At 62.0% G+C, this 23222-nt stretch carries 15 protein-coding genes; 6 read left to right on the forward strand and 9 right to left on the reverse strand.

The window, feature by feature from the left end:
• Positions 1-31 precede the first annotated feature (31 nt).
• From recO to JIN81_RS16440, 5 genes are all read right to left on the reverse strand, one after another.
• The gene (recO, locus tag JIN81_RS16420) at positions 32-586 is read right to left on the reverse strand and encodes a DNA repair protein RecO (protein ID WP_200282415.1); all 555 of its coding nucleotides are present in this window, start codon (positions 584-586) and stop codon (positions 32-34) included.
• 9 nt (positions 587-595) lie between these two features.
• Positions 596-1669: an HD domain-containing protein gene (locus tag JIN81_RS16425; protein ID WP_200282417.1), complete on the reverse strand. Its 1074-nt coding sequence runs from the start codon at positions 1667-1669 to the stop codon at positions 596-598.
• A gap of 65 nt (positions 1670-1734) precedes the next feature.
• Positions 1735-3201, reverse strand: a complete 1467-nt coding sequence (locus JIN81_RS16430) for an NAD(P)H-hydrate dehydratase (protein ID WP_200282420.1) — start codon at positions 3199-3201, stop codon at positions 1735-1737.
• 81 nt (positions 3202-3282) lie between these two features.
• Entirely contained in the window at positions 3283-3879 is a 597-nt protein-coding gene (locus JIN81_RS16435; protein WP_200282423.1) for an N-acetylmuramoyl-L-alanine amidase family protein, read from the reverse strand.
• A gap of 74 nt (positions 3880-3953) precedes the next feature.
• Positions 3954-4829: a hypothetical protein gene (locus JIN81_RS16440; protein ID WP_200282426.1), complete on the reverse strand. Its 876-nt coding sequence runs from the start codon at positions 4827-4829 to the stop codon at positions 3954-3956.
• A 127-nt stretch (positions 4830-4956) separates the two neighbouring features.
• Between JIN81_RS16440 and JIN81_RS16445 the strand changes: the two genes are divergently transcribed.
• Entirely contained in the window at positions 4957-5790 is an 834-nt protein-coding gene (locus tag JIN81_RS16445; protein WP_200282429.1) for a S1 family peptidase, read from the forward strand.
• A gap of 7 nt (positions 5791-5797) precedes the next feature.
• Here the strand turns inward: JIN81_RS16445 and JIN81_RS16450 are convergent, their stop codons facing one another.
• Positions 5798-7402, reverse strand: coding sequence for a sulfatase-like hydrolase/transferase (locus tag JIN81_RS16450; protein WP_200282432.1), 1605 nt, complete (start codon positions 7400-7402; stop codon positions 5798-5800).
• Between the two features lie 125 nt (positions 7403-7527).
• Between JIN81_RS16450 and JIN81_RS16455 the strand changes: the two genes are divergently transcribed.
• Genes JIN81_RS16455 through JIN81_RS16470 form a run of 4 tightly spaced genes read left to right on the forward strand, consistent with a single transcriptional unit; the run spans position 7528 to position 13309 of the window.
• Positions 7528-9054, forward strand: a complete 1527-nt coding sequence (locus JIN81_RS16455; RefSeq protein ID WP_200282435.1) for a purine-cytosine permease family protein — start codon at positions 7528-7530, stop codon at positions 9052-9054.
• 4 nt (positions 9055-9058) lie between these two features.
• Complete coding sequence (locus tag JIN81_RS16460) at positions 9059-9262, forward strand: hypothetical protein (protein ID WP_200282438.1); 204 nt, start codon at positions 9059-9061, stop codon at positions 9260-9262.
• 19 nt (positions 9263-9281) lie between these two features.
• Positions 9282-10517: an L-rhamnose isomerase gene (locus tag JIN81_RS16465; RefSeq protein WP_200282441.1), complete on the forward strand. Its 1236-nt coding sequence runs from the start codon at positions 9282-9284 to the stop codon at positions 10515-10517.
• Positions 10514-13309, forward strand: coding sequence for an alpha-L-rhamnosidase (locus tag JIN81_RS16470; RefSeq protein ID WP_200282444.1), 2796 nt, complete (start codon positions 10514-10516; stop codon positions 13307-13309). The genes JIN81_RS16465 and JIN81_RS16470 overlap by 4 nt, the downstream gene beginning before the upstream one ends.
• A gap of 64 nt (positions 13310-13373) precedes the next feature.
• Here the strand turns inward: JIN81_RS16470 and JIN81_RS16475 are convergent, their stop codons facing one another.
• Positions 13374-14669, reverse strand: coding sequence for a hypothetical protein (locus JIN81_RS16475; protein WP_200282447.1), 1296 nt, complete (start codon positions 14667-14669; stop codon positions 13374-13376).
• 158 nt (positions 14670-14827) lie between these two features.
• Here JIN81_RS16475 and JIN81_RS16480 point away from each other — a divergent pair, with 158 nt between their 5' ends.
• On the forward strand, positions 14828-16366 hold the full coding sequence (locus JIN81_RS16480) for an AMP-binding protein (protein ID WP_200282450.1): 1539 nt from the start codon (positions 14828-14830) through the stop codon (positions 16364-16366).
• A gap of 17 nt (positions 16367-16383) precedes the next feature.
• Here JIN81_RS16480 and JIN81_RS16485 read toward each other — a convergent pair whose 3' ends face one another.
• Together JIN81_RS16485 and JIN81_RS16490 are read right to left on the reverse strand one after the other, a co-directional pair.
• A complete protein-coding gene (locus tag JIN81_RS16485; protein WP_200282453.1) occupies positions 16384-18105 on the reverse strand; it encodes an alpha-L-rhamnosidase-related protein in 1722 nt (573 codons plus the stop codon).
• Positions 18106-18346: 241 nt separating this feature from the next.
• Positions 18347-22657 carry a lamin tail domain-containing protein gene (locus JIN81_RS16490; RefSeq protein WP_234045114.1) on the reverse strand — a complete coding sequence of 1437 codons (4311 nt, stop codon included), beginning with the start codon at positions 22655-22657 and terminating at the stop codon, positions 18347-18349.
• Between the last annotated feature and the right edge of the window lie 565 nt (positions 22658-23222).

Genomic DNA, 23222 nt, shown 5'->3' on the forward strand with positions numbered 1-23222 from the left:
TTGTATATACGATTTACGTGTGAAATATGAATCAGGAAAGTGGATTTTTTGTGCGGTCGGAGAGGCGTTCGAGAATTTGTTCCCGGGGGTTCGGGAGTTTTCCCAAGGCGTCACGGAGCGCTCCGGCGGCTTGGGAAGGATGCAGTGAGATGCCGAGCAAGCGGGCGAGTTCGTGCTCGAAGTGCTGAAGGGCGCGGACGGAAGCTCCGGTTTCATTGACATGATCCAGACCGCGCTGCAGGAGGTCGTGAAGATCGGGCTCGGGGTGCTCGAGTTCGACGGTGGCCTCAAGCAGGCGGCAGAAGTAGGAGGCCAACAGGGTGGCTTCGTAGTTCTTCCGGATGCCTTCGCGGCACGCGGATGGTGATGACTCGCGCAGCGCGTGGAGGTCGCCACGTCGGGCGCGGCTCCAGTGGATCTCGCTGGAAAAGAACAGGTCGAGCTTGCCGGCGAAGGGGCTTTTCGGTCGGCGCGCTCCCTTGGCTGCTGTCTTCACCAGTCCTGAGTCCGCGGTAAACCAGTGCACGATCAAGCTGGTGTCGGTCAGCTTGGTCAGGCGGGTGAGGATGGCGGTCGAAGTTTCCATGGCGGGGCCTTACAGCAGGAGGTCGTCCGGATTACTCTTGGGCTGGGAAGGAGGGAGGGAGCCTTCGAAGTGACCCAGCGGGCGGACCAGATTGGCCGGGAGGGGGAAGCGCTTTTCGTAGATGCCCTCCGCGAGTTCGTTGGACTCGGCGTAGGCATCCTTCACCATCTCCAGTTTCGCATCGAGATTGTCGATGTGGTGAAGGGCGAATGCCTCGGGCGTGCGCGGAAGGGTGGGCGACCCGAACTGGAGCTCACCGTGGTGGGCGGCAATCAGGTGAAGCAAGTGCAGACGGACGTGCTCGCTGGGTGGTTCTTCCGTCAGCCAGCCGGATGAGGCGGGCAGTTCCTCGACGTCGTGCCACAGCTTGTTGACGAGTTCGATGCCAAGGGGGATGTGACCGAGCATTTCGCCATAGAGCGTGTGGCTCTGGGAGAAGCCTTTTTCGGGATACTGGTTTTCCCACAACTTGCCGCAATCGTGGAACAGGACTCCGGTGAGGAGCAGGTCGCGGTTCAGGTCGGGATAGACCGTGCAGATGGCGGAGGCCGACCGCATCATCTGGGCGACGTGTTCGATGAGTCCTCCGCGGCGGGCGTGATGGTTCCTGCGTGCTGCGGCCGCGCGTTTGAAGCGGCTGCCGAAGGTGTCGAGGAAGTGGCTTGTTAGAGCGGCGAGTCGCGGGTCCTGGATCTCACTGCAGAGGGTGGTGATGGTTTTCCATGCCTCGCGCTGGCGGGTGACGGTTTCGGCGTCCCCGGTGTAGAAGGCCTCGAGGGCATCGCCATCGAGACGCTCCCAGGCGAGGTCGGTGGCGTTCAGCCCGTAGGTGTTCTGGGTCCACTCGGCATCAAGTCGGAGCACGGTGCCATTGGGCATGTCGGCGACGGCGGCGAAGAGGGGGGCATCCGACCAGGCGTTGAGCTTGAAGCTGCCGGTGGCATCCGCGAAGTGGAGAATGAGGTAGGGCTTCCCGTTTTTGGTTTCGCGCTCGCTCCGGCTCTCGAGCTCCACATCCACGGAGAAACGTTTGGCCTTGTCATCGGCTTGTTGTTTCAACGTGGCGACCGTTAGGAATTCCATGAGGAAAAGCATCCATGGGACGGGTTGGGAGTCGAGGAAAGACGGCGGGCGAGTGTCGCTGATGATCAACGGCGTTGCTCGCGCCAGTCACGGAAGGCGCCACCGAGGTGGTCGATGGTGTGGGTGGCGGTGCAGGACTCCTCCGATTCACCGCCGTGGGTGATGGCGCGTTCCGCGGCGCGGCCGCACAGCCATGCTGCCCAGCTTCCTGCATCGAGTGGGCACAGGCCGCCGGCGAGCAGGGCGCCACAGACTCCGGACAGGACGTCGCCCTGCCCTCCGCTGGCCATGCCGGCATGACCGGTCGGGTTGATCCTCGGGTTGCGACCGGCGGTTGCGATGAGGGTGCGTGTTCCCTTGAGAAGCAGGGTGCAGGGGTGCCTGTCCACGAAGCGGGTGGCGGCCTCTTCGCGCAGAAGCCCGGCGAGGTCGGGGGCAAGGCGGGCGAACTCACCGGGATGCGGAGTGATCAGGTGATGGGAGCGCAGCAGGTCGAGTCGGTCGGATCCGGCGAGGAGGTTGAGGGCATCGGCATCAAGTACGGTAGGTGTCGTATCTTGTGCCAGGCCTTCGAGCAGGGCCTCCGCCTGCGGGGCGGTCAGCCGGCCCAGGCCGGGCCCGATGACCCGGGCATCACAGCGGTCCTCGAAGAGTGCGGGGATGCGCTTCGACAGTCGCTTGGTCATGACTTCGGGCAGTGGCGTGGCTGGATTTTCTGGATCGAGGAAGAGGGTGATGAGGCCTGCCCCGGCACGAAGCGCGCCATGACTGGCAAGGGTGGCGGCCCCGGACATGCCGGGTGAGCCGGCGAGGATGCGAACGCGACCGGCATCCCCCTTGTGGAAGTCATGGGGTCGGGGGGTGGAGAGATGGGAAAGGAGGGCGGGCGTGGTGAGTTCGAGCCCGGGTTGGTCGGGCATGGGCAGCCCGGCGAGGGGAATGAGTCCCAGTCGCCCGCAATAGCGCGCGGCGACGTCCTGAAGCAGGCCGATCTTTGGCGCGCCAAGGGTGAGGGTGATGTCGGCGACGAGTCCGCCACTGCTGCCATCGTCGGCATTGAGGCCGGAGGGGAGATCGATGGCGACGACGATACCCCCCGCTTGGTTTCGCAACCGGCTCATTTCTTCCGCCAGTGCATCCAGTGGCTCGCGGAGCGCGCCCCTGGCTCCGATGCCGAGCAGCCCGTCGAGGAGGATGAGTGGGCCCGGACCGGCGGGGAGACCCTGATCCGGCTCGATGCCGAGTCGGCGGAGCCGCTGGCGCGCCAGCGTGGTCCACTCGTGGGTCGGATGGCTGGCGCGGAGGGCGATGGTCCAGCCGGCCCGCCGGAGTTGGTCGAGGACGACGAGCGCGTCTCCGCCATTTTTGCCCTTGCCGATGAATGCGATCGCGCGGCCGGGCTGTGGAAAGTGGTCGAGGAGCCAGCGTGCAAGGCCCTTGCCTGCCTCGTCCATCAGTGACCCCGCCTCGATTCCCCGGCTGAATGCCTGGTCTTCGAGTTGCCGCATCTGGCTTGCTGTGACTGCGCTCATGGCAGGCACGGGTCTAGCAGAGTGCGGGGACGAGTGCGAACCCGGATCGAACGAGGCGTGACGCCGCAGCGGCTCCGTGGCTCAAAGTTTCTTGAACTTCACGATGCCGTCGGCAATGCCTTCGGCGAGTGCCTGGCGCCACCATGCGGACTTCATCCGGGCGCGCTCGTGACGGTTGCTGACGAAACCGCATTCGACGAGGACGGCGGGGCAGGTCGCATTCCGGATCACGTAGTAGCGTGCGTATTTGGCTCCGCGGTTGTTGGTGCGGACTTTCCTCATCATGCCGCTCTGGATCAGGGAGGCAAGAGCGCGGCTTTGCGATGAGGTGTAGAAGGTTTCGAGGCCCTGCACGTGTTGTTTCCACGTGTAGTTGTAGTGGATGCTGACGAAGATGGCGTCCCGATACTTCTTGGCGATGCGGACGCGTTCCGGCAGCGAGATGAAGTAGTCGCTGCGACGGGTCATCACGGTGCGGAAGCCGCGCTTCTTCAGCTCGTTTTCGAGGCGGGCCGAGGTGTCGAGGGCAAGGTGCTTTTCGTAAACCAAGCCCCACTGCCCCCCTTTGTCATGTCCGCCATGGCCGGGGTCGATGACCACGGTGCGGAAGGATTTCGCCTGCGCTACGGTGAGCGAGATCGCTGCCAGCAGGATGACAGCTCGGAGGATGACTTTCATGGGAGAAGCTAAACGATTCTGGAAGGTTTGGATTGATTAACAAAAATTCCCGCTATGTAAAGGCATTCTGCTCCTCATTCGTAGATGAATGCGGGGCGGTCGGATGCTTTGCGTTCCTTGGCCCGTGCTTCGGCTTCTGCCTTGGCGTCGTAGAGGATGCCACCGACGGTAATCACCTTGCCGGCGGTATTTTTTGCCAACTTCGGGTCGCCGGCGTTGGTGGGTTTGTACAAATCCCGGCCGAGGAATTTGCCCTCGGGATTGATGCGGGCGTGGCCCCAGAAGGTGGGAGTGATCAAATAGAGGACATGCATGGTGAGGTCGCCGTCGATGGTCACGGTGGGCTCGCGGAACATGAGGACTTCGCCGAGGTGGTGGGTGCGGATGACGGCACCTGTCTTGGCGTCGGCCACTTGGGCATAGAGTTGGTTCTTGGTGTCGCCGGTGAACTGAATGAGCCGGTATTCGTGGGTTTTACCGGGTTTTCCCGGGACGCCGACGACCTGGCTCCAATGCGGCTTGGCGCTGCTCACGGTGAACAGGTGTCGGCGCGACTGGTAGCCGCGGTGACCTTGTCCAGGCAGGCGGACGATCGAATAGACCGAGAAATTTCCCAACTCGCGGAAGGAGTACAGGCTGGCGAGGTCGACGGTCTTGGCCACGGTTTTACCGGCGGGAATGACGACGGCTCCGAAGGCGGGTTTCGACACGGCTGTGAGTGGCACGCCGCGAGTGGAATTGACGATGAAGTCGATCCACGCCGATTCGGTGGTGCCTTGGAACTTCAGATCCCGTCCGGTGAGATTGGTGAGGGAAACGGTGATGGGGATGGGTTCGCCATGGAGGAAGCTGGATTTGCCGAAGCGAAGGTCGACCGACACCTGGGCCGCCGCCTGATGGGCTCCGAGCACGAGCAGGAGCAGGGGAATGAGGACACGTCGGAAGTTCATCGGCCGCCAGCCCTACTCCAGCACTTGGACCAGGTCAATCCAACGGATTTTCCGTGGAATTGCGCCAAAGATGAGCGGGTGGGTGGATTCCGAGAGAAGCGGCGGGGCTCATGTCGCTATCTCCGGCATGAGATACCTTTCCCTGCTGTGGCTGTCGGCCCTGCCCTTGTTGGCGAAACCCATGGTGATCAACGATTCGAAGCTTCTGTCGGCCTTGCAGACCGGAGTGGGGGAGTTCAGCGAGGATGATTCCATCCCGAAGGCTGAGGACTTGAAGGAGGCGGTGGGCAAGGCTCCAAGGTCGGTCGCGGTGAAGGTGAAGTCTTCCAGCGCGACCGGGGCGGATCCGGCGGATGCGGTCTACATGGTCGGCGGGGTCTACAAGTGTGGGAATTGCGACAAGTGGCATGTCGGTGGGGTGGCGACGGCCTGGGCTCTTGGATCGGATGGCCTGATGGTGACCAACCATCATGTCCTCGAGGGTGCGAAAGGCGGTGCGATCGGGGTTTGTGACCGGAAAGGCAACACCTACCCGGTGATGGAAGTGCTGGCGGCCGACGAGGTGGCCGACATGGCGCTTTTTCGCGTCCGTGCCGAGGGCTTGACTACGGTGTCGCTGGCTGAGCCGGCGGGGATCGGAACCGAGGTGCAGGTGATCAGTCACCCGCACCGCCGGTTTTTCATGCACACCTTTGGCGAGGTCTCCCGCTACTACCTGCGTCCTGGTCGGAAGAATCAGCGGGAGTCGACGTGGATGTCGATCACGGCGGATTATGCCAAGGGGTCCTCCGGAGGGCCGGTCCTGAACGCCGATGGTCAGGTCGTGGGCATGGTCGCAAGCACCCAGTCGATCTACTACGAGTCCAACGACGGCAAGCCGAAGGGTCCGCTGCAGATGGTGGTGAAGAATTGCGTGCCGGTGAGTTCCATCGCCTCGATGATCAAGCCCGTCGAGGACTGAGGGGGGCTCATCGCTTCAGGCGCTTCGGCATGGCCGAGGGGACGTAGGTCTTGCCGGTACCGCGGTCTCCCTGAGGGGTGTAGTGGGGTCCGGTGGCGGTCGACTTCGGCTTGTAGTCCTTGCCGGATTGGTCCTTCCACCACGTTTCCCACTGCTTGCCGAGCGCATCGACGACTTCGGGGTGAGCGGCTGAAACGTCCTCGGTTTCAAGCGGGTCCGTCGAAATCCGGTAGAGTTCCCAGCCCGAGCCATCGACCTCGGCGAGGGTCCACTCTGCGGTGCGGATCGCCCGGTTGTCCATGTACTGGAAGCACATCGGTTCCTTCCTCTGCCACTCCTTGCCCTGCAGGATGGGGAGGAACGATTCGCCATCCAGTTTGCCAGCCGGGAGCCCGGCGGACTCGAGCATCGTGGGCATCAGGTCGGAGAAGTGGACCCCGGTGTGAGCGATGGTTCCTCTCCGGGCGATTCCTTTCGGCCAATGGATGATTGCGCCGGTGGTGACGCCTCCAGCGTGTTGGGCAATTTTATACATGCGCCATGGGGTGACGCTGGCGTAGGCCCAGCCGAATCCGGGCTGAAAATTCGATCCCGGGTCTCCCGGCAGCAAACCACGTTTCAGCATGGCTGGATCGGCCGATGAAAATGGGTCGGCCCCGTTGTCGCTGGCGAAGATGAGCAGGGTATTCTCAAGGCGTCCGAGTTCGCTGAGCTTGCGAACGACCTGGGCGACACCGGCATCGATCCCCTCGACCATGGCGGCGTAGGTGGCCATGCGCAGATCCTCAAGATCGACCTGAGCGTCGCTCAGTGAGTCCCAGTCCGGGAGGTTTTCCGGGTAGGTGGGCAGTTTGGCGGTCGGAGGGATGATTCCGAGTTTCTTCTGGCCTGCGAACCGAGCTTCGCGGATGGCCTGCCAGCCGCCGCGGTACTTGCCGCGATGCCTTTGAATGTCGGCCTCTCTGGCTTGGAGTGGGTTGTGGGGGGCTTGGTAGCTGAGGAAGAGAAAGAAGGGATCCTTGGGTCCGTCCGCGACTGATTTTTCGATGAAGTCGACGGCTCGATCGGTGAATGCCTCGGTCGAGTAGTAGTCTTTCCCGAAGTCTGTAAATGGTTCACGATCAAGCCGGTAGTCCTTGCCGCCCGAGTAGTGGCTGGAGAACCCGCCAAGGAATCCGAAGAAGCGGTCGAAGCCGTGATCCATCGGGTGCCCGGGGAGGTGCCATTTGCCGAACAGACCTGTCCGGTAGCCTCCTTTCTGAAGCCGTTCGGGGAGCAACTGGGTCTTGGAGAACTTGCGGGTACCAGAGGGCCAACCGCAACCGGTGAGGAAGGAAGTCCGCGAAATCACACACATGCCACCGTTGAAACAGTGGGTGAGGCGGATGCCTTGCTCGGCAAGCCGGTCGAGCGTGGGCGTGGTCAGTTCCCCACCGAAGCATCCCGGATCGCTGTAGCCCATGTCATCGGTGAGAATGAAGACGATATCGGGCGCCTTCGGGGCGGCTTGCAGCGGAGCGCTGACGGAGAGACCCGCGCATGCGGCGAGGATCCAGGCAGCTCGGCGGACAGGCGGGAGTGATCGATGATTCGAAAGGACGGACAGGTTCACGGGGCCTAGGAAGGACAGAATTTCGGAAGAAGTTAAAGCACGATCTATGAAACGATTCATAATGCAGGCTTGACCTTGTGGCTCAGGTTCGTGAATTTGCCCTCCCGATAAATCCATCGAAATCCATGTCTGAACAGGAACACGCAGCCAACGAGGAGTTTGAACGGACTCCCGTACCAAAATCCGCCTTGAAGGGCCCCGGGAAATTCTGGGGTATGTATGCCGGGGAGCACGCCGCTGGCACCGAGTTCATGATCGGGCCCTTGTTCCTTTTGGCGGGTGTGGCGTTGAAGGACATCTTTCTGGGATTGCTGATCGGCAACCTCCTTGCGGTGCTTTCGTGGCGCTACATCTGTGCGCCGATTGCGGTGAGAGGTCGCATGACGCTCTATTATCAATTGGAGAAGATTGCGGGCGGCAAGTTGGTGAAGTTCTACAACCTCGCGAACGGCATCCTCTTCTGTTTCCTAGCCGGGGCGATGATCACGGTGTCGGCGACGGCGGTCGGGATTCCGTTCAAGATCGAGATGCCAACGATCGAGACCGTGTATCCGAACAGTGCCGCCTTTGTGGTGATCGTGCTGTTGGTGGGAGCGGTGATCGCCGTGGTCGCGGCCAAGGGATACGAGACGGTTGCGCGGTTCGCGAACGTGGCGTCGCCCTGGATGGTCCTGGTGTTCCTCGCCTGTGGGTTCGTCGCCCTCAAGCAGATTGGAGCGGCCAACTGGGAAGGTCTGAACGGCATCTGGAACAACACGGTGAACTATTCCCAAGCCCTGGGAGCGAAGCCTTTCGAGGTGACCTCGATCCAAGGATTGCTCGACTTGCTCAAGCAGAAGCCCGATCTGATCCCGGTTGCACTGGAGGCCTTCAAGGTGCCTGACATGGAGGCGCTGGCCCAGGTCACTTCGGACAATTTCCAAGGCGCTGAAGCGACCTCCACCATGAACCTCTGGTCAGTGGTTCTCTTCTCGTGGTTCTGCAACTCCGCCATGCACATCGGCATGGCCGACCTGTCCGTTTTCCGTTATGCGAGGAAGGCCTCGTCGGGTTGGGCAGCCGCGGGCGGCATGTTCGTGGGTCACTACATGGCGTGGGTCGCCGCAGCCTTCATGCTGGCTGCTCAGATCCGCGCCACCGGCAGCACCGATCCGGTCCCCGGACCGATGGCTGCGAGCGTGGCCGGCATGGCCGGCATCGTCTGCGTGGTGGTCGCCGGTTGGACGACGGCGAACCCGACGATCTATCGGGCGGGTCTTGCCTTCCAAGCGATGATCCCCGGGTCGTCGCGGACTGCGATGACCTTGCTCGCAGGATCGGTCGCCACCATCGCCGGCGTGTTTCCTGCGTTCGCGTGGAAGCTGCTCGGATTCGTCGGCTTCTACGGCACGGTCCTCGCACCGATGGGTGCGGTGATCTTCGCCGACTGGTACTTTGCCAAGAAGGCCGGTTTCCGCCAGTTCGCTGCGGAAGGTCTCGGCAAGAGCATGAACCTTGCGGTGGCTCTTGCCTGGCTCATCCCGGTAGCCATCGCATCCTATTTGATCAAGGTGGAAGGAATTCCATCCTGGTACTGCATCCTACCGTGCTGGATCGCGACCGCCATCCTCCACGTGATTTTCAGCAAGTCCTTTTACAAGCAAGCCATTTGATTCCATGAAAATTCTTTTCCCCATCATCGCGCTCGTTGGCCTTGGGTTGACGATCATTCCTCCGGCCATCCACTTGTTCGGAAACCTCGAAATCGGGACCACCTTCAACCTGATGACCGCGGGCATGGTGCTCTGGGTCATCGGTGCGACTCCGTGGCTCGCCTTCAAGGAGGACGAGCTCGACAAGTCGACGCAAGACAACATCTGAACCCCCAGCTCCCATTTTCATGTCCACCTACGACTCCGCCCGCGAGCAATACGCGGCCCTGGGCGTTGACACCGAGTCCGCCCTCTCCCGCCTGAAGAACATTCCGATCTCGATCCATTGCTGGCAGGGTGATGATGTGGGTGGGTTTGAAGATCCGGATGGTCAGCTGGGCTCCGGGCTCGCGGTCACCGGCAACTATCCCGGCAAGGCACGCACGCCGGACGAGCTCCGCTCTGACCTGGAAAAAGCGCTTTCGCTGATCCCCGGCAACCATCGGCTCAATCTCCATGCCATCTACCTCGAGAGCGACAGCAAGGTCGATCGGAATGCGATCGAACCGAAGCATTTCCAAGGATGGATCGACTGGTGCAAGTCACAGAATGTCGGACTGGATTTCAATCCATCCTGCTTCGCTCACCCGCTGGCGGACGCCGGCCTGACCCTGACCTCGCCCGATGACGGCATCCGCCAATTCTGGATCGATCACTGCAAGGCAAGTCGTGTGGTGGCCGATGAGATGGGTCGGCAACTTGGCGACAAGACGGTGACCAACATTTGGGTTCCCGATGGCTACAAGGATGTGCCGGCCGACCGGATGGCACCCCGTCAGCGGTTGAAGGATTCGCTGGATGAGATTCTTGCCGCACCGACCGAGCACAACCTCGACGCGGTGGAGTCCAAGTTGTTCGGGATCGGCTCGGAGGCCTTTGTGGCCGGGTCCCACGAGTTCTACATGGGCTATGCGATGCAGAAGCAGATCCTGCTCTGCCTGGACGCCGGCCATTTCCATCCGACCGAGATGATTTCGGAGAAGATCAGCTCGTGTTTGCTCTTCTTGCCTGAGTTGCTCCTTCATGTGTCGCGCGGTGTCCGATGGGACTCCGACCACGTGGTTACCTTCAACGACGAGCTTCTCGCGATTGCGCGCGAGATCGTGGCAAACAAGGTGGAGGACCGTGTGCACATCGGTCTCGACTTCTTCGATGCTTCGATCAACCGCGTTGCCGCGTGGACGATTGGAGTGCGCAACACCCTGCGTGCCCTGCTGACCGGATTGCTCGAGCCGACCGACAAACTTCGGGCTGCGGAATTGGAGGGCGATTACACGACCCGCCTGGCGCTGATGGAGGAAGTGAAGACCTTCCCGATTGGTGCCGTATGGGATGAATACTGCCGCCGCCAGGATGTCCCGGTCGGACCAAGCTGGCTCACGGATGTGCAGGAATACGAACACCAGGTCCTTTCAAAACGATGAAGTGGTTATTGCTCCTTGCTTCCTGTGCCGTCCTGAACGGTCACACGACGACCGACCTTCAGGTCGGACACCGCACCAGTCCGCTGGGCCTTGATGACGCGGCGCCGCGTCTCTCGTGGCGTCTTGACGGAGACGAGCCGGGTCTTGCCCAGACGGCATTTCAGATTCTGGTGGCAACCTCGCCCGACAAGCTCGAGGACGGGAAGACCGACCTTTGGAACAGTCGTCGGACCGAGGGGAAGACGACACACGTGACCTACGGTGGCGGGCGTCTCCCTTCGTCAGCGCCTGTCTACTGGAAAGCTCGTACTTGGGCCGGCGATGAAGCATCGGAATGGACCGAGGTGCAGCGTTTCGTGACCGGCCGGATCGCGGCGGCTCCGATGCAGCCGTTCATTTCCTTCAAGGATGAGTCTCCCTTCCACAAGGAACGGGAGAAGCTTCACCTCCCACCGGCAAGGTATTACCGTAGCACCTTCTCACCGGAGAAGAAGGTCGTCCGTGCGGTGGCGCATGCTTCGGCGCTGGGAATCTACGAGCTGCACGTGAACGGCAGCAAGGTGGGGGACGCCTACTTCGCCCCCGGATGGACGAACTACCGCAAGCGGGCGTACTACAACACCTACGATCTCACCCCCATGCTCGCCGATGGCAAGAATGCCATCGGTGCCGTGGTCGCGGATGGCTGGTATGCGGGCTATGTCGGCTACGGCAAGCTGGTCGGCTACGGTCCCCACAAGACCGGTCGGAACATTTATGGCAAAACGCCTGCGGTCATGGTGGAGGTCCACCTCACCTACGAGGACGGCTCGACCGAGGTGATCGGCACCGACGAGACGTGGAAGACATCGACGGGCCCCGAGTTCGAGGCGGATTTCCTGATGGGTGAAGCCTACGATGCGCGCAAGGAAATGCCTGGCTGGGCGACCGCCGGCTTTGACGATTCCTCGTGGGAACCGGTGATTTATGCCGAGGACAACGGTTCGGTGATCCAGCCGTTTGTGGACCGTTTCGTGAAGGAGGATCGCGAGTTCGGATATGTCCGACCTCCGGTCCTGCAGGCCTATCCGGCCCAGCCGGTTCGCGTGACCGAAGAGCTGGAGGCCAAATCGGTCAAGGAGCTCAAGCCCGGGACCTACATCTTCGATCTGGGGCAGAACTTTGCCGGCAACATCCGCTTCAAGGTGAAGGCCGAGAAGGGGAAGAAGTTCGTGCTGCGCTATGGCGAGATGCTTCATCCCGATGGCCGCTTGATGACGGAGAACCTGCGCGCGGCGCGGGCCACCGACACCTACATCGCGAAGGGGGCCGAAGGTGGCGAGTCGTGGACACCGCGATTCACCTTTCATGGGTTCCAGTTTGTCGAGGTGACCGGCTTCGATGAAGAGCCACCGCTGGACACCGTGACGGGCCTGGTCCTGCACTCCGACACACCGATGAGTTCCGGCTTCGAGTGCTCCGATCCAGTGGTCAATCAGGTCTTCAAGAATGCGGTCTGGACGCAGCGCGCGAACTGGATCGATCTGCCAACCGACTGCCCGCAGCGCGATGAGCGGATGGGCTGGACGGGAGATGCCCAGATTTATGCCGCCTCGGCCGCCATTCATGCCGATGTGGCCGCGTTCTTCCGCAAATGGCTACGCGAACTGGAGGATTCCAGGACGAAGGAAGGCTACTATCCGTCCTATGCGCCGTATCCCTTCGGTCATGGCGGTGCCATTCATGGCACGGCGTGGTCGGACGCCGGGGTGATCGTGCCGCACGCGATCTGGAAGGCGACGGGAGACACCTCGTTCTTCACGGCTCACTGGGATGCCATGGTCCAGTTCATGGAGGCGCGCAAAGCGCAGGACCCGGAACTCAAGGGAACGGCATTTGGTGCCCCCTGGGGTGATTGGCTGAATCTTGATGATCCGACGCCCCATGAATATGTCGAGATCGCCTACTTCACGCTCTCGACGCGGTTGATGGCCGAGATGGCTGCGGAGCAAGGCCTTGAGAAAGAAGCCGCCGAGTATGCGGAGTGGGTGGAGACGTTGCGCGGCAACTTCCGCGAGCAGTACCTGCAGGCCGACGGTACGATCAAACCGGAGTCCCAGTCCGCGTACGTGCTTGCCCTCGACTGTGGCCTGCTGACGGATCCTGAAGAGCGGAAAAAGGCGGGTGCACGATTGGCGACGCTGATCGGTGAGAAGGCCGGGCCGAAGGCAACGGGCATGACGACCGGGTTCCTCGGTACGAAGCCTCTGCTACCGGTGCTGACTTCCACCGGCAACCACGACCTGGCCGTGTCACTCCTTCAATCCCGCAAGTATCCTTCCTGGGGCTACGAGGTGAAGAATGGAGCGACCACGATCTGGGAACGATGGAATTCCTTCACCGCCGAGCATGGCTTCGGTGGTCCTGACGGGAAGATGAACGCTGCGATGAATTCCTTCTCCCACTACGCCTTCGGCGCGGTGACGGAATGGATGATGACGACTCTGGCGGGCATCGCACCGGCCACTCCGGGCTACGATACCATCCGTCTGCATCCTCACTTCCCTGGTGCGGAGGCCACGGCGGAAACCGATACGATCTCGTGGATCAAGGCTCACCATGATTCGCCCCACGGTCGGATCTCGGTGCACTGGAAGCGCGATGAGGACGATTCGCTCATCTACGAGGCAACCGTCCCGCCGAATACGCGTGCGGAGCTCACCCTGCCGGTGAGTTCACCATGGAAGGAAGGTGGCGATGAGACCCAAACGACGACCCTCGCACCGGGCACCCATCGGATCGTGATCAAATAGAGAGCCTCACCGGCTCCGACAGAACTCCCCGAAGCGCCAACCTCGGTTGGCGCTTCTCTTTTGCTCAGCGGCGCCGCCGATTCATGACTGCCTGCTGGGCTTCCGCGGGAAGGCCGCTGGTTTCGAGCCATGCGCGGGCAGCTTCAGGGTCACGGCGGTAGTAGGCCTGGCCAGCTTGAGTCAGAGATTGCTGGCGCATGGCTGGATCGGAAATGTCTTCGGCCCAGGCGATGGCTGCGGTGGGATCCTGCCATGCATAGCCACGGACGAACCCGCTGACGGCTGCGTCCCGTTGGGGAGAGGCGGGCATCTGGGCGAGGTATTCGCTCGCCGCGACCGGATTGGTATCCTCCCAGTCACCGAACACGGATCGGAATCCATCCGCCTGACCGTCTGTGGCGGGCAAGGTTTCGAGCCAGCCTAGGGCATTGACGGGATCTCGTTCGCCCCATTCTTCACCGACTTCCGCCACGGCGCGCTGGGCGTATTCCTCGTTGGCGAACTGGGTGACCCAGTTGGCGGCTTCCTCGGGATTGGTTCTCACGTAGGCGCCTGCGACACGATCCATGGCCGCCCCCTTCATCGGGCCATCGGCCAGCGTGGTCGCCCAGGCCGCCGCGTCGGCGGGGCTGCCGGTCCGCAGCGCTTCGTTGGCCACGGCGCGGATCAGGCGGTCCGGTTGGCCCGTTCCTTCCGCAGCCAGCTGCATGGCCATGTCGGTGGCAAGCGTCAGGTCATGATCAGCCAGACCGGCAATCACGCTTTCGGCCAACTCCGCCTTCTGTCCGGCCATGGCTTCGGGGAGGTTCCTGAGCATCGCGATGGCTTCATTGGGATTTGCTGCGGCCCAGCCACTCATGGTGGCGGCCAGATCCTCTTCTTCCGACGCTGCGGCATGGTCGAAGGCCTCCTGACCTGCGATGGCGCCCCAACTGTAGTTGAAGTCGCGCCATTCACTGCCGTCGACCCCCATGGCGACCAATTGTTCGCGGATTTCCAGGGCGTTCTCCGCGGTCATCGATTCCAGCAGATGGCCGAAAGCCAGACGCCGGGTGATGGGGTTGGGATCCTTGAGTGCCTTCTCGGCCAACATGGCAATGCTGAGGCCGCGCGTGCTGCCGAACAGTGAGGCGAGCTCCCCGCGGTCTGCGGAGCCCTGTTCGTCCTGGCGGGCCCGGAGGCGGCTGCCGGGTTCGGATCCGAACCCGGATGAGCGGGAAGTCGTGCGAGCGGAAGGCCCGCTACCGTCAGCATTCCCCGAGCCTGGCCCACCTTCGTTTGACCGGGAAGATCCCACAGCGAAGGCCGCAGCCGCTGCCACTGCCCATCCGCCATGAACGAGAAGCTGTTTGGTATTCATGGGCGGATCTTAGTTGAACTTGTGCCTTCGCGCAAGTTGGGGCCTCCTGAGAGCTTCGGCCTGAAGAGGTTTCTCTGGTGACATCGACAGGATCGATGCTTGAAGTGAGTGATTCAATTTTCCAAATGCAGGATTCTGCGGTTAGGGTGCTGGTCATCATGAATCGAGGCACACTCCAACAAACCCTGCTGGCGACGGTCGCTCAATGTGGCGGCAAACTGGCCCTTGCAGATTCCGGAGGAGCCAAGGTCACCTTCGGTGAGGCGCTGCAGAAGTGCGTGTTCCTGGCAGGACGGCTGCGGAATTTCTGGGAGGGTCAGAAGATGGTCGGGATCCTGGTGCCACCTTCTGTCGGGGGTGCGCTCCTCAACTGGACGGCCCTGCTGATGGGCAAGGTGCCGGTGAATCTGAACTACACGCTCTCGCCCGAGGGCATCGCTTCCTGCATCGAGCAATGTGGCATCACGGACGTGGTGGTATCCGGCAAGCTGATGAAGAAGCTGAATCTGGAATTGCCGGTGCGGACGCATGTGCTGGAGGACCTGGTTTTGAATCCGAAGCTCAGTGAGAAGCTGAAGGTCGGGATGATGACCAAGCTGTCCTCGACAGATTCTCTTCTCAAAAAGCTGGGCGGGGATCAGGCGAAGCCGGATGATCTCGCGACGGTGATCTTCAGCAGTGGCAGCACCGGGCAGCCGAAGGGCGTGATGTTGAGTCACCGGAACATCATCTCGAACGTGGAACAGGTGAGTGATGTGTATTCATTCGTCCTTTCCGATTGGATGCTTGGCGTGCTGCCGTTCTTCCACTCCTTCGGGTTCATGGCCACGATTGCCGGTCCCGCGGTGAGCGGGTTCGGATGCGCCTATCACTTCAATCCGATGGAAGCGAAAGTGATCGGGCCGATGGCCGGGGAGTTCGGTGTGACCATCATGATCGCCACTCCGACCTTCTTGCAGTTCTATCTGCGTGGGATCGAGCCCGAGCAACTCCATGCGCTGCGCCTCGTGGTCGTGGGGGCTGAGAAACTCCCGCTGCGGGTGGCGGATGCTTTCGAGAAGAAGTTCGGTTGCCGCCCGTTCGAGGCGTATGGATGCACCGAGTGTTCACCGGGCGTGGCATTGAATGGTCCGGGCCAGAACCGTGTGGGTTCGATCGGCCGGGTCCTGCGGGACATGCAGGCGAAGGTGGTGAACCCGGAGAACGGCGACGAGCTCTCGCCGGGCCAGCAGGGCTTGCTGCGCGTCAAGGGGCCCAACGTGATGCAAGGCTACCTCGGCATGGAGGAGAAGACCGCGGAGGTGCTGAAGGACGGATGGTATGACACCGGCGACATCGTGAGGATCGATGACGATGGCTACCTGTGGATCGAGGGGCGCCTCAGTCGGTTCAGCAAGATCGGCGGCGAGATGGTGCCGCACGGCAATGTGGAACAAACCCTGAATGAGTTGGCTGGTGATGACGGTCAGGTCTTCGCCGTGACCGGTGTGCCCGATGACAAGAAGGGGGAGCGACTGGTCGTGGTGCACACGGCCGATGAGCAGTTGTTGGAACAAGTGCTCAACGACCTGAAGGATGCGTCGATTCCCAACCTGTGGAAACCAAGGCGCGATCAATTCATCGCCGTTTCAGATCTGCCCTATCTCGGAAGCGGAAAACTCGACCTGAAGGGCTTGCAGCAGATCGCCCAAGGATAGGCCGATGGGGTCTGTCATCAGGGGTCGACCTGCTCGACTCCCTCGGGCAACTTGATGCTGCTCTTGATTGATCCGTCCGCTTGCTTCTCGTGGCGCACGTGGATGACTCCCTTCGGGGTCGGGTAGGTGCCTTCGGCCCATTCGAGGTCACCGAGGTTCGGGGTGATCCGCACCTTCTCGAATCCGGGGGCGGCGGGGGTGATGCCGAGCACGTAGTGGCTCATGAAGGCGGTGGGTCCACCGGCCCAGCCATGGCAGAAACTGTGACGGAAACCGACGTAGCAGTGCGCACCGAAGTCGCCATGCAGGTCTTTCTTCCCCTCGGGAACGATCTCGTCGATCCGCGCAGCGTTCTCGGTCCATGCCAGATCGAAATCCTCCCAGAAGGTGGTGGCGCCGAAGTCCAGCATGCCGCCCCAGTACTGGCTGATGATGTCGAGTGCCGCGGCGGTTTCGCCCGCCTCCCCGAGGGCGCGGATCACGTAGTAGCCGTAGAAGGTCGAGAGGTCCTTGGGGCCACCGGCCTTCAGGACTTCGGCGACTTCCTTGACGTCGCGCAGGCCCGCGAGGGCGGTGAGTGCCGCGGGGGATTTCCTACCGCTGGGTTCCGGGATGTGCTTGCGGAGCCGGGCTTCGGCATCGCGGCATACCTGGGCGGTCCCGGGGTCATCGAGAAGGTCCATGATGCGCGCTCCGCTGGCCATTGTCATGACCATCATCGCCTGGAGTCCTTCGTGGACGGCCTTCTTGTTTTCGAAGGTCGGCCAATCGAGGAGTCGCATGCCGTCGAGCTTTTCGCTGCCGCTCTCGTCAATGAAGGTGGCGAGTCGGGGAAGGAGTTTCTGCAGGTAGGCTTTCTGCTCGGCCAGGTAGGCCAGGTTTCCGTGCATCTTGTACCAATCCTCATGGATGATGATCCACCACATCGAGTAGCTGCTGATTCCGTTCATCCACTCGGTCGGGGGCGTGATGTCGCGAATCATGTCGAGGCTGTCGGGGACCACCTCGTTGTGTCCGAACACGCTGCCGATGATGGATACCTCCGGGTGCATGTCACCAAGCCAGACGAGGCGGTCGCGCTTGATGCCGTCCCACAGGTAGTCCTGCATGTTGAGGTGGACGGTCCATGCCCCCGTCTTCCAGATGTCGTTCAGGCGCTCGTCGGAGGACTTGAAGGATCCAAGGTACGGAACATCCCGTATTTGAAGCATCGCCCTGACCTCGGCGAGGTGGACCGGGTGCTCCGGATCGACGGCATCGATGCGGACGAAGCGGAAGCCCGACGGGCCGACCATCTTCTTGCCCAGCCACGGGAGTTCGACGATCTGGTCGCGCAGCGCGTGGTCGTTCTGTGCGCCGCGTTCTCCGACATCGACCATGGTCTCCGCCACCGATTCGCCGAAGCGGATGCGTGCCTTGGGTGGCGTCTTGTCCTTGATCATGGGAGTGATGAGTTCGAGGTAGCCGCTGATCTCGGTGCCGAAGTCGAGAACGATGGAACCTTCCCCCCCGGACAGGACCGCCGGTTCGATCGGGCTCTTCAGCGCGGCTTGGCCGATGTTCGGCTTGAGCAGGTTCTCGGCGTTCTCCACGCCCTTGTCGCTGCTCCAGACGATGCGGGTGGGGGGCATGGCGAAGGTCGATAGGGCTGACTTCTCTCCGGGTATCGGGGTGGACGTGGGAGGGTTGGCCAGCACCGGTGCAAGCAGGGCGAAGGAGCAGAGAAGGATGGATTTCATGGTGGAGATGGGTTCGAAGGTGTTGGAGGTCCGTGTTCCAAGCGTCCTGTGGAGCGAGGTGACGAGTGCCATGCCTCACGGAGGAATGTCGACCGAGTGCTTGGGGAGGACGTGCCGGAACTTGCGCCAAGAATCGATCCCTGTCAGGGAGAATTTCCGGGGTTTTGCACGGGTGTGCACGTGTCCCGTGGGAGGGGGCGCTGGCTTGGGCTTGAGGAGGAGGAAGGCTCCCGGTTGAGGCTCAGGGAGTGGCAATCGGTTGTACCTGCAGTCTCACGAACATGCGGGGATCCGGGGTCGGTCCTCCATCGAGCGAGTCGGGAAGGATGATTTCCACCCATCCGTCGGAGGTGGGAGGCGAGGGAGTGATGGCGGAATCGAACAGCACATGGCTCCATTCTCTCGGGGCGGACCCTGCCTCCACCTGCCAGTGGATGTCGGTGGCTGCCGGGTTGTAGGGGAAGCGGTAGATGAGGCGGTGTTCCGTTTCGAGTTCGTCGTCGGTCACGAGGCGTTGCACGAGAGACAGGCCGCTTTGGTCGACGATGGGCTGGTTCCGGTCGAAGCCGAGGGCGTAGCGCATCAGGTTGCTGATCCCGGATTGGGTCGGGTCGGTATCGGGTCCGGAGATGGCTGGGTCCGCCAGTTCGCCGGGTGAGAACTGGCTTTGCTGCCAACCGGCGAAGCTGGAAGACGTCGGGCGGCCCTCGACGGTGAGGTTGTCGAAACGATTGTTGCCGACGGTGCCGCCTGCGCCCTGGGCGAAGGTGACGCGGATGCCGAAGGCGGGATTGTCCGAGGCGCCCGGAGTTTCACCGAAGTCGAAGATCATGACGGGCACATCCTCGTCGTCGATATCGAGCACGGTGATCTGGGAGTGATTCAGCCAGGTGCTGCCTCCGTCGGTGGTGTAGTCGATGATCTGGATGCCTGCGCCGGAACCAGACCTCCGCGTTTCGTATTGGACGAGGATGTCCTGGAATCCGGTTGTCGGGATGTCGAAGCGCAGTTCGGTGCCCGGAGTGAGAGGGTTGTTGACGCGTTGGTGGTCGTCGGCGGGATCTCCCATGCGTGCGTTCAGGGCGGCGAAGTCCTTGCCATCGTCATACTCGACCTGGCCCACAGTGGATTCGGATCCACCCAGCAGGGTGAATGTGGGTTCGGCATCCTCATTATTGAAATTCCAGTAGTGGACGAGCGTGAAGGGCTCGGTCGCATTGGCATCGAAGGTGATGGGCTCCGACCAGTAGGACCAATTGCCATCGAGGTCCTTGTGGCGGACGCGGACACGGTAGCGCTCCCCGGCCTGGGCGATCCCGAGGGGAAAGGTGAAGGTGTCCGAACCGGGTGCCAGTTCGCCGGACGACCAGAGGGTTTGCAGTTCATAGCGCCACGGCGTTCCTGCGATGTATCCCGGCAGGCCGGGTGCGCTGAGTCGCGCGATGCGCCACTCCGTGGCGGCTTGAGTTCCGGCGCCGTCGGGGTCCGAGAAGGGGGAGGAGGTGAAGGAGAGGTTGTCGACCGGGAAGCCCGGGTTGTTCGACGTGACGACGGGGCGATCCGGGAAGTCATCATGGATGTCGCCGATCGATGGGTTCACATTGGCATTTCCCCAGCCGCCGTAGAGGCTTTCGAATTCGAGGTACTTGTAGCCGTAACCAAGTTGTCGGGTAGGATCGTTGTCGGTGCCGCCGCCGAAGCCATTGACTGCTCTTCGTGACCAGGTTCCGCCGGGCCAGGTGGACGTCGCGTAGTTGACGAAGTAATTCATGATCCCCTCGTGGTCGGAGAATCCGTCGCTGTTCGGGTCGTCGAGAGAGCGGATCCACGAGTTGGTCCGGATCGTGCCGCCCAGGCCGCCGCGGGCATCGAACATGATGGCTCGGTAGAAGTTGCCCTTGTGGCTGGTCTGGCCGGAGTTGGCTCCATTGCCTCTGGTCCGGGGATGGAGGTTCCAGAGAGCGGCATCGATCTCCGCCCAGGTATTCGCTTCTCCGGGTGGGTTCACGAAGGATGAGTATTCGGCAATCAACTGGCCGATCTGCCCTCCAGTGCTCGCTCGGTCTGAGCCGGCGAGGGAGAGGATCTCCCGGCAGCGGTTGCGGTATTCGCGGGCGATGCCGGGATGGCGCATGATGGCGCGGAAGACGTTGGGTGCGCCGGCCACGACCACGCTGTCCATCGTTCCTCCCCAGTGGTGGGCGGGGACATACATCATGTCGAGGTCGTAGGGGATGATGATCCAGCGTCCGTCCGAGGGCCGGCGGATGAAGCGGTAGTTGTCGCCGGGGCGGACGTCGATATTGCCGATGAGGCGGTTGATCGCGAGGAAGGTGAACAGGGCGTCGAGATCGACGTTGTCGCGATACCACTGTTCGGTCTGGCCTGATTGGGCGAGCCCGTTGCGGAAGGTGACCCAGTCGGACCCGTCCGTGGGCTGGCCGGGCGCCTGGCTTTCCAGGTCCCCGTTGTTGCCTTCGATGGCGTAGAGGTTGCCATCCTCAAGGCCGTGCTCGTCGGCGAAGTTGCCCTCTGTCGGCTCGAAACCCATGTAGAGACCCCAGAGGTCGCCGGTGTATTGGTCACCGGTGGACTCGGCGGCGGCATCGATGATGCGGAACTGGAAATACTGGGTGTGTAGTGCTGCCATGCCGGCGAGTTGATAGAGCCGGTGGCTCGAGGCTTCCTCGACGCCGGCGGAGCCGCGGTTGATGGCGGCCCATGGGCTGGCGTTCGAGTTGATGGGCAGCTCGTTCCAGGTCTCGGCGTAGGGTTCACCGTAGTTGTTGTAGGCCTGAAAGTCCCGGGCGCGGTTGAAGCTGATCTTCCACTTGTTCTTGCCGCTCACGTAGGTCGATGCCTGCCCGCGGATGCGGTATTCCACATGGTCGTAGACCACTCCCCGCTGGATCAGGGTGCCGCGGAAACGGGTGTTGGTGTAGGAACCGTTGTACTGGCAGTTCGTGACGTCGGTCTCATTCGCGATGAGGTGGATGGCTGGCATTGAGCGCATCGTTTCCTCCGAAAAGCTCTGCGTCGGTGTAGTGGGTATGCCATTGAACGAGGTCGGACGCAGTGCGCCGCTCCAGGCGGGAATCCCGTCGTAGCAGAACCAGGCGAAATTCGGGGTTTCATCGTCGGGGTAGGGGGCCGTCGAGCTGTTGCCGAGGGTGTCGGCGAAGTCGATGCGGTAGCGGATGAGCCGCCGGTGAACCTGCAGCGTGCCCGGCAGGATGGCGGTATAGGTGCCGTCGCCCGATACGGCATCGCCGTTGGTGCCATTGTCGGACATGGGCACGCTGGTCCAGGAGGATTCGTAGGCGGCATCGGTGAGGCGGATGTAGCTTCCCGGATCGACGATCTGGTAGCGCAGGCTCACGGCCCCCATGCCATCCGGGTCCTCGATCTCTGCGGTGACGGTGACCGGCTCGCCCGATACGGGTTGCTGAGGGGTGTGGGTGACATCGAGGATGGAGGGGGCCGCCTGTGAGGTGGGAATCACGATCGAGTTCTGGGTCCCGGGGGTGGCTTCCGAATTCACCGAGCTCGGGAGCAGTTCGAGATCGAAGGAGAAGTCGCTGCTGCCGACGCGGGTATTGAGGGCGTGGACTGCGATCTGGTTGGTTCCTTCCTCGAGCACGCCGGACATGCCGGTGAGGACGAGGGTTTCCCATTCGGCTTCGTGGTTGATGCCGGTATCGTCGTGGTTCAGTTCTCCGGAAGGGACATGGAACCTGGCGACTTCACTGCCGTTGATCCAGACCACGCAGCCGTCGTCGACGCGGACCCGAAGGGTGAGTGCCGTCGGCACGGCGCCAGCCCCGATGGTGAATTCACGACGGAAATACACGCTGGTGTAGTTCTCGAGCATGTCGCCGAGGACCGTATTGTGGCCGGGATCTCCGTAGCCGATGGGAGTCTGTCCGGTGAGCCAGCCATTGTCGTTGAACGCGGCTTGTCGCCATGCGGTGATCGGGGATGAGGCTTCGCTGGTTCCCTTGAAGTACTTCCAACCGGTGCTGGCCGGGCTGATCAGTGAGGAGGCAGGGTCACCGTATCCGGTGGATCGCCACGAGGAGCCAAGCGAGTTGTCCAGCAGGGGGTTCATCAGTTCGGCGGAGGGGCCACCGCCATCGGCCATTGTCGGCCAGGGGAAGCCGGCCTGGTAATCGACTGAGTCCACCTTGCCGTCCGCTGCGTCCCGCAGCTCAATTTCCTCTCCCTTGGATGAGAGTTTCCCGGACCATGGGCCCAAGACGCCGGTGATCCCGTAGCGTGACTCAATGGTGGCCGGGTCCTGGGCAATCACGAGGTAGCCTCCGGCCGGGATGGTGGTGCCCGGCGCGAAGGAGAACGAAACGGCGTCGGAGATGGCATGCCCGGTCAGATCGTAGGGGGCGTCGCCCGGATTGTGCAGTTCGATGAACTCTTCATAGAGTTCGTTCTCCGAAGAGTTGTAGTGGAACTCGTTGATCACTGCGAGGCCTACGGCTTCCAGGCGGCTGGTCGCAAATGCGATCAGCGCTGCACCTCCCAGCGTCAGGAGGGGCATTTGGCGAAGCGACCGATGCAGATTCGGCGCGAGGGTTCGGGGAGAACGATTCATGGAGGAACGGAGGAGGCGGTGGGCACAAGCAACATGCGGGCTCACGGAGTAGAGTCAATCGATGGGGGACTCGCAAAGCATACGTATTCTTTCGAGCGGTTTTTTGACTTAATCTGCCAATTTGCAGCCTGCGAGGGGCACAGGGTGCGCGATCCGGCTTGGGGGGGCGTTGCGGGAGTGACGCTCAGCGAGGCCGGGCTGGGGCCGGGGGGAATCCGATGTCGATCCGAAGGGCGGATCGGTCGTCGGGAAGTCACCCCTTGAACTCCCCGCGGGAGTTTTGCCAGTGGAGAGAAGACCTCTGCTTCTCCCTTACGTCAGCGATCCTGGACCTGGTCCATTGGAGCCAAGGGGGGTCAGGACCGCTGACGTATTTTGGGGAGGAGATGTTTCGTGTGATCCAAGGGGGAGAACAACGCTCGCCAGTTTGCCTTCAGGTATCGGACAAATACGGGGGGATACTTCTTGTCTCTATAAGGATTGCGGGCAAGCTTGTGTCATGCAGCAGCTT

This window comes from Haloferula rosea (genome assembly GCF_016595525.1).
Classification (GTDB): Bacteria; Verrucomicrobiota; Verrucomicrobiia; order Verrucomicrobiales; family Akkermansiaceae; genus Haloferula; species Haloferula rosea.

What these genes read in the sequence shown, in the direction of transcription:
- recO (WP_200282415.1), bottom strand. Translation starts at nt 586, where the DNA reads ATGGAAACTTCGACCGCCATCCTCACCCGCCTGACCAAGCTGACCGAC.
- JIN81_RS16425 (WP_200282417.1), bottom strand. Translation starts at nt 1,669, where the DNA reads ATGGAATTCCTAACGGTCGCCACGTTGAAACAACAAGCCGATGACAAG.
- JIN81_RS16430 (WP_200282420.1), bottom strand. Translation starts at nt 3,201, where the DNA reads ATGAGCGCAGTCACAGCAAGCCAGATGCGGCAACTCGAAGACCAGGCA.
- JIN81_RS16435 (WP_200282423.1), bottom strand. Translation starts at nt 3,879, where the DNA reads ATGAAAGTCATCCTCCGAGCTGTCATCCTGCTGGCAGCGATCTCGCTC.
- JIN81_RS16440 (WP_200282426.1), bottom strand. Translation starts at nt 4,829, where the DNA reads ATGAACTTCCGACGTGTCCTCATTCCCCTGCTCCTGCTCGTGCTCGGA.
- JIN81_RS16445 (WP_200282429.1), top strand. Translation starts at nt 4,957, where the DNA reads ATGAGATACCTTTCCCTGCTGTGGCTGTCGGCCCTGCCCTTGTTGGCG.
- JIN81_RS16455 (WP_200282435.1), top strand. Translation starts at nt 7,528, where the DNA reads ATGTCTGAACAGGAACACGCAGCCAACGAGGAGTTTGAACGGACTCCC.
- JIN81_RS16460 (WP_200282438.1), top strand. Translation starts at nt 9,059, where the DNA reads ATGAAAATTCTTTTCCCCATCATCGCGCTCGTTGGCCTTGGGTTGACG.
- JIN81_RS16465 (WP_200282441.1), top strand. Translation starts at nt 9,282, where the DNA reads ATGTCCACCTACGACTCCGCCCGCGAGCAATACGCGGCCCTGGGCGTT.
- JIN81_RS16470 (WP_200282444.1), top strand. Translation starts at nt 10,514, where the DNA reads ATGAAGTGGTTATTGCTCCTTGCTTCCTGTGCCGTCCTGAACGGTCAC.
- JIN81_RS16475 (WP_200282447.1), bottom strand. Translation starts at nt 14,669, where the DNA reads ATGAATACCAAACAGCTTCTCGTTCATGGCGGATGGGCAGTGGCAGCG.
- JIN81_RS16480 (WP_200282450.1), top strand. Translation starts at nt 14,828, where the DNA reads ATGAATCGAGGCACACTCCAACAAACCCTGCTGGCGACGGTCGCTCAA.
- JIN81_RS16485 (WP_200282453.1), bottom strand. Translation starts at nt 18,105, where the DNA reads ATGAAATCCATCCTTCTCTGCTCCTTCGCCCTGCTTGCACCGGTGCTG.
- JIN81_RS16490 (WP_234045114.1), bottom strand. Translation starts at nt 22,657, where the DNA reads ATGCCCCTCCTGACGCTGGGAGGTGCAGCGCTGATCGCATTTGCGACC.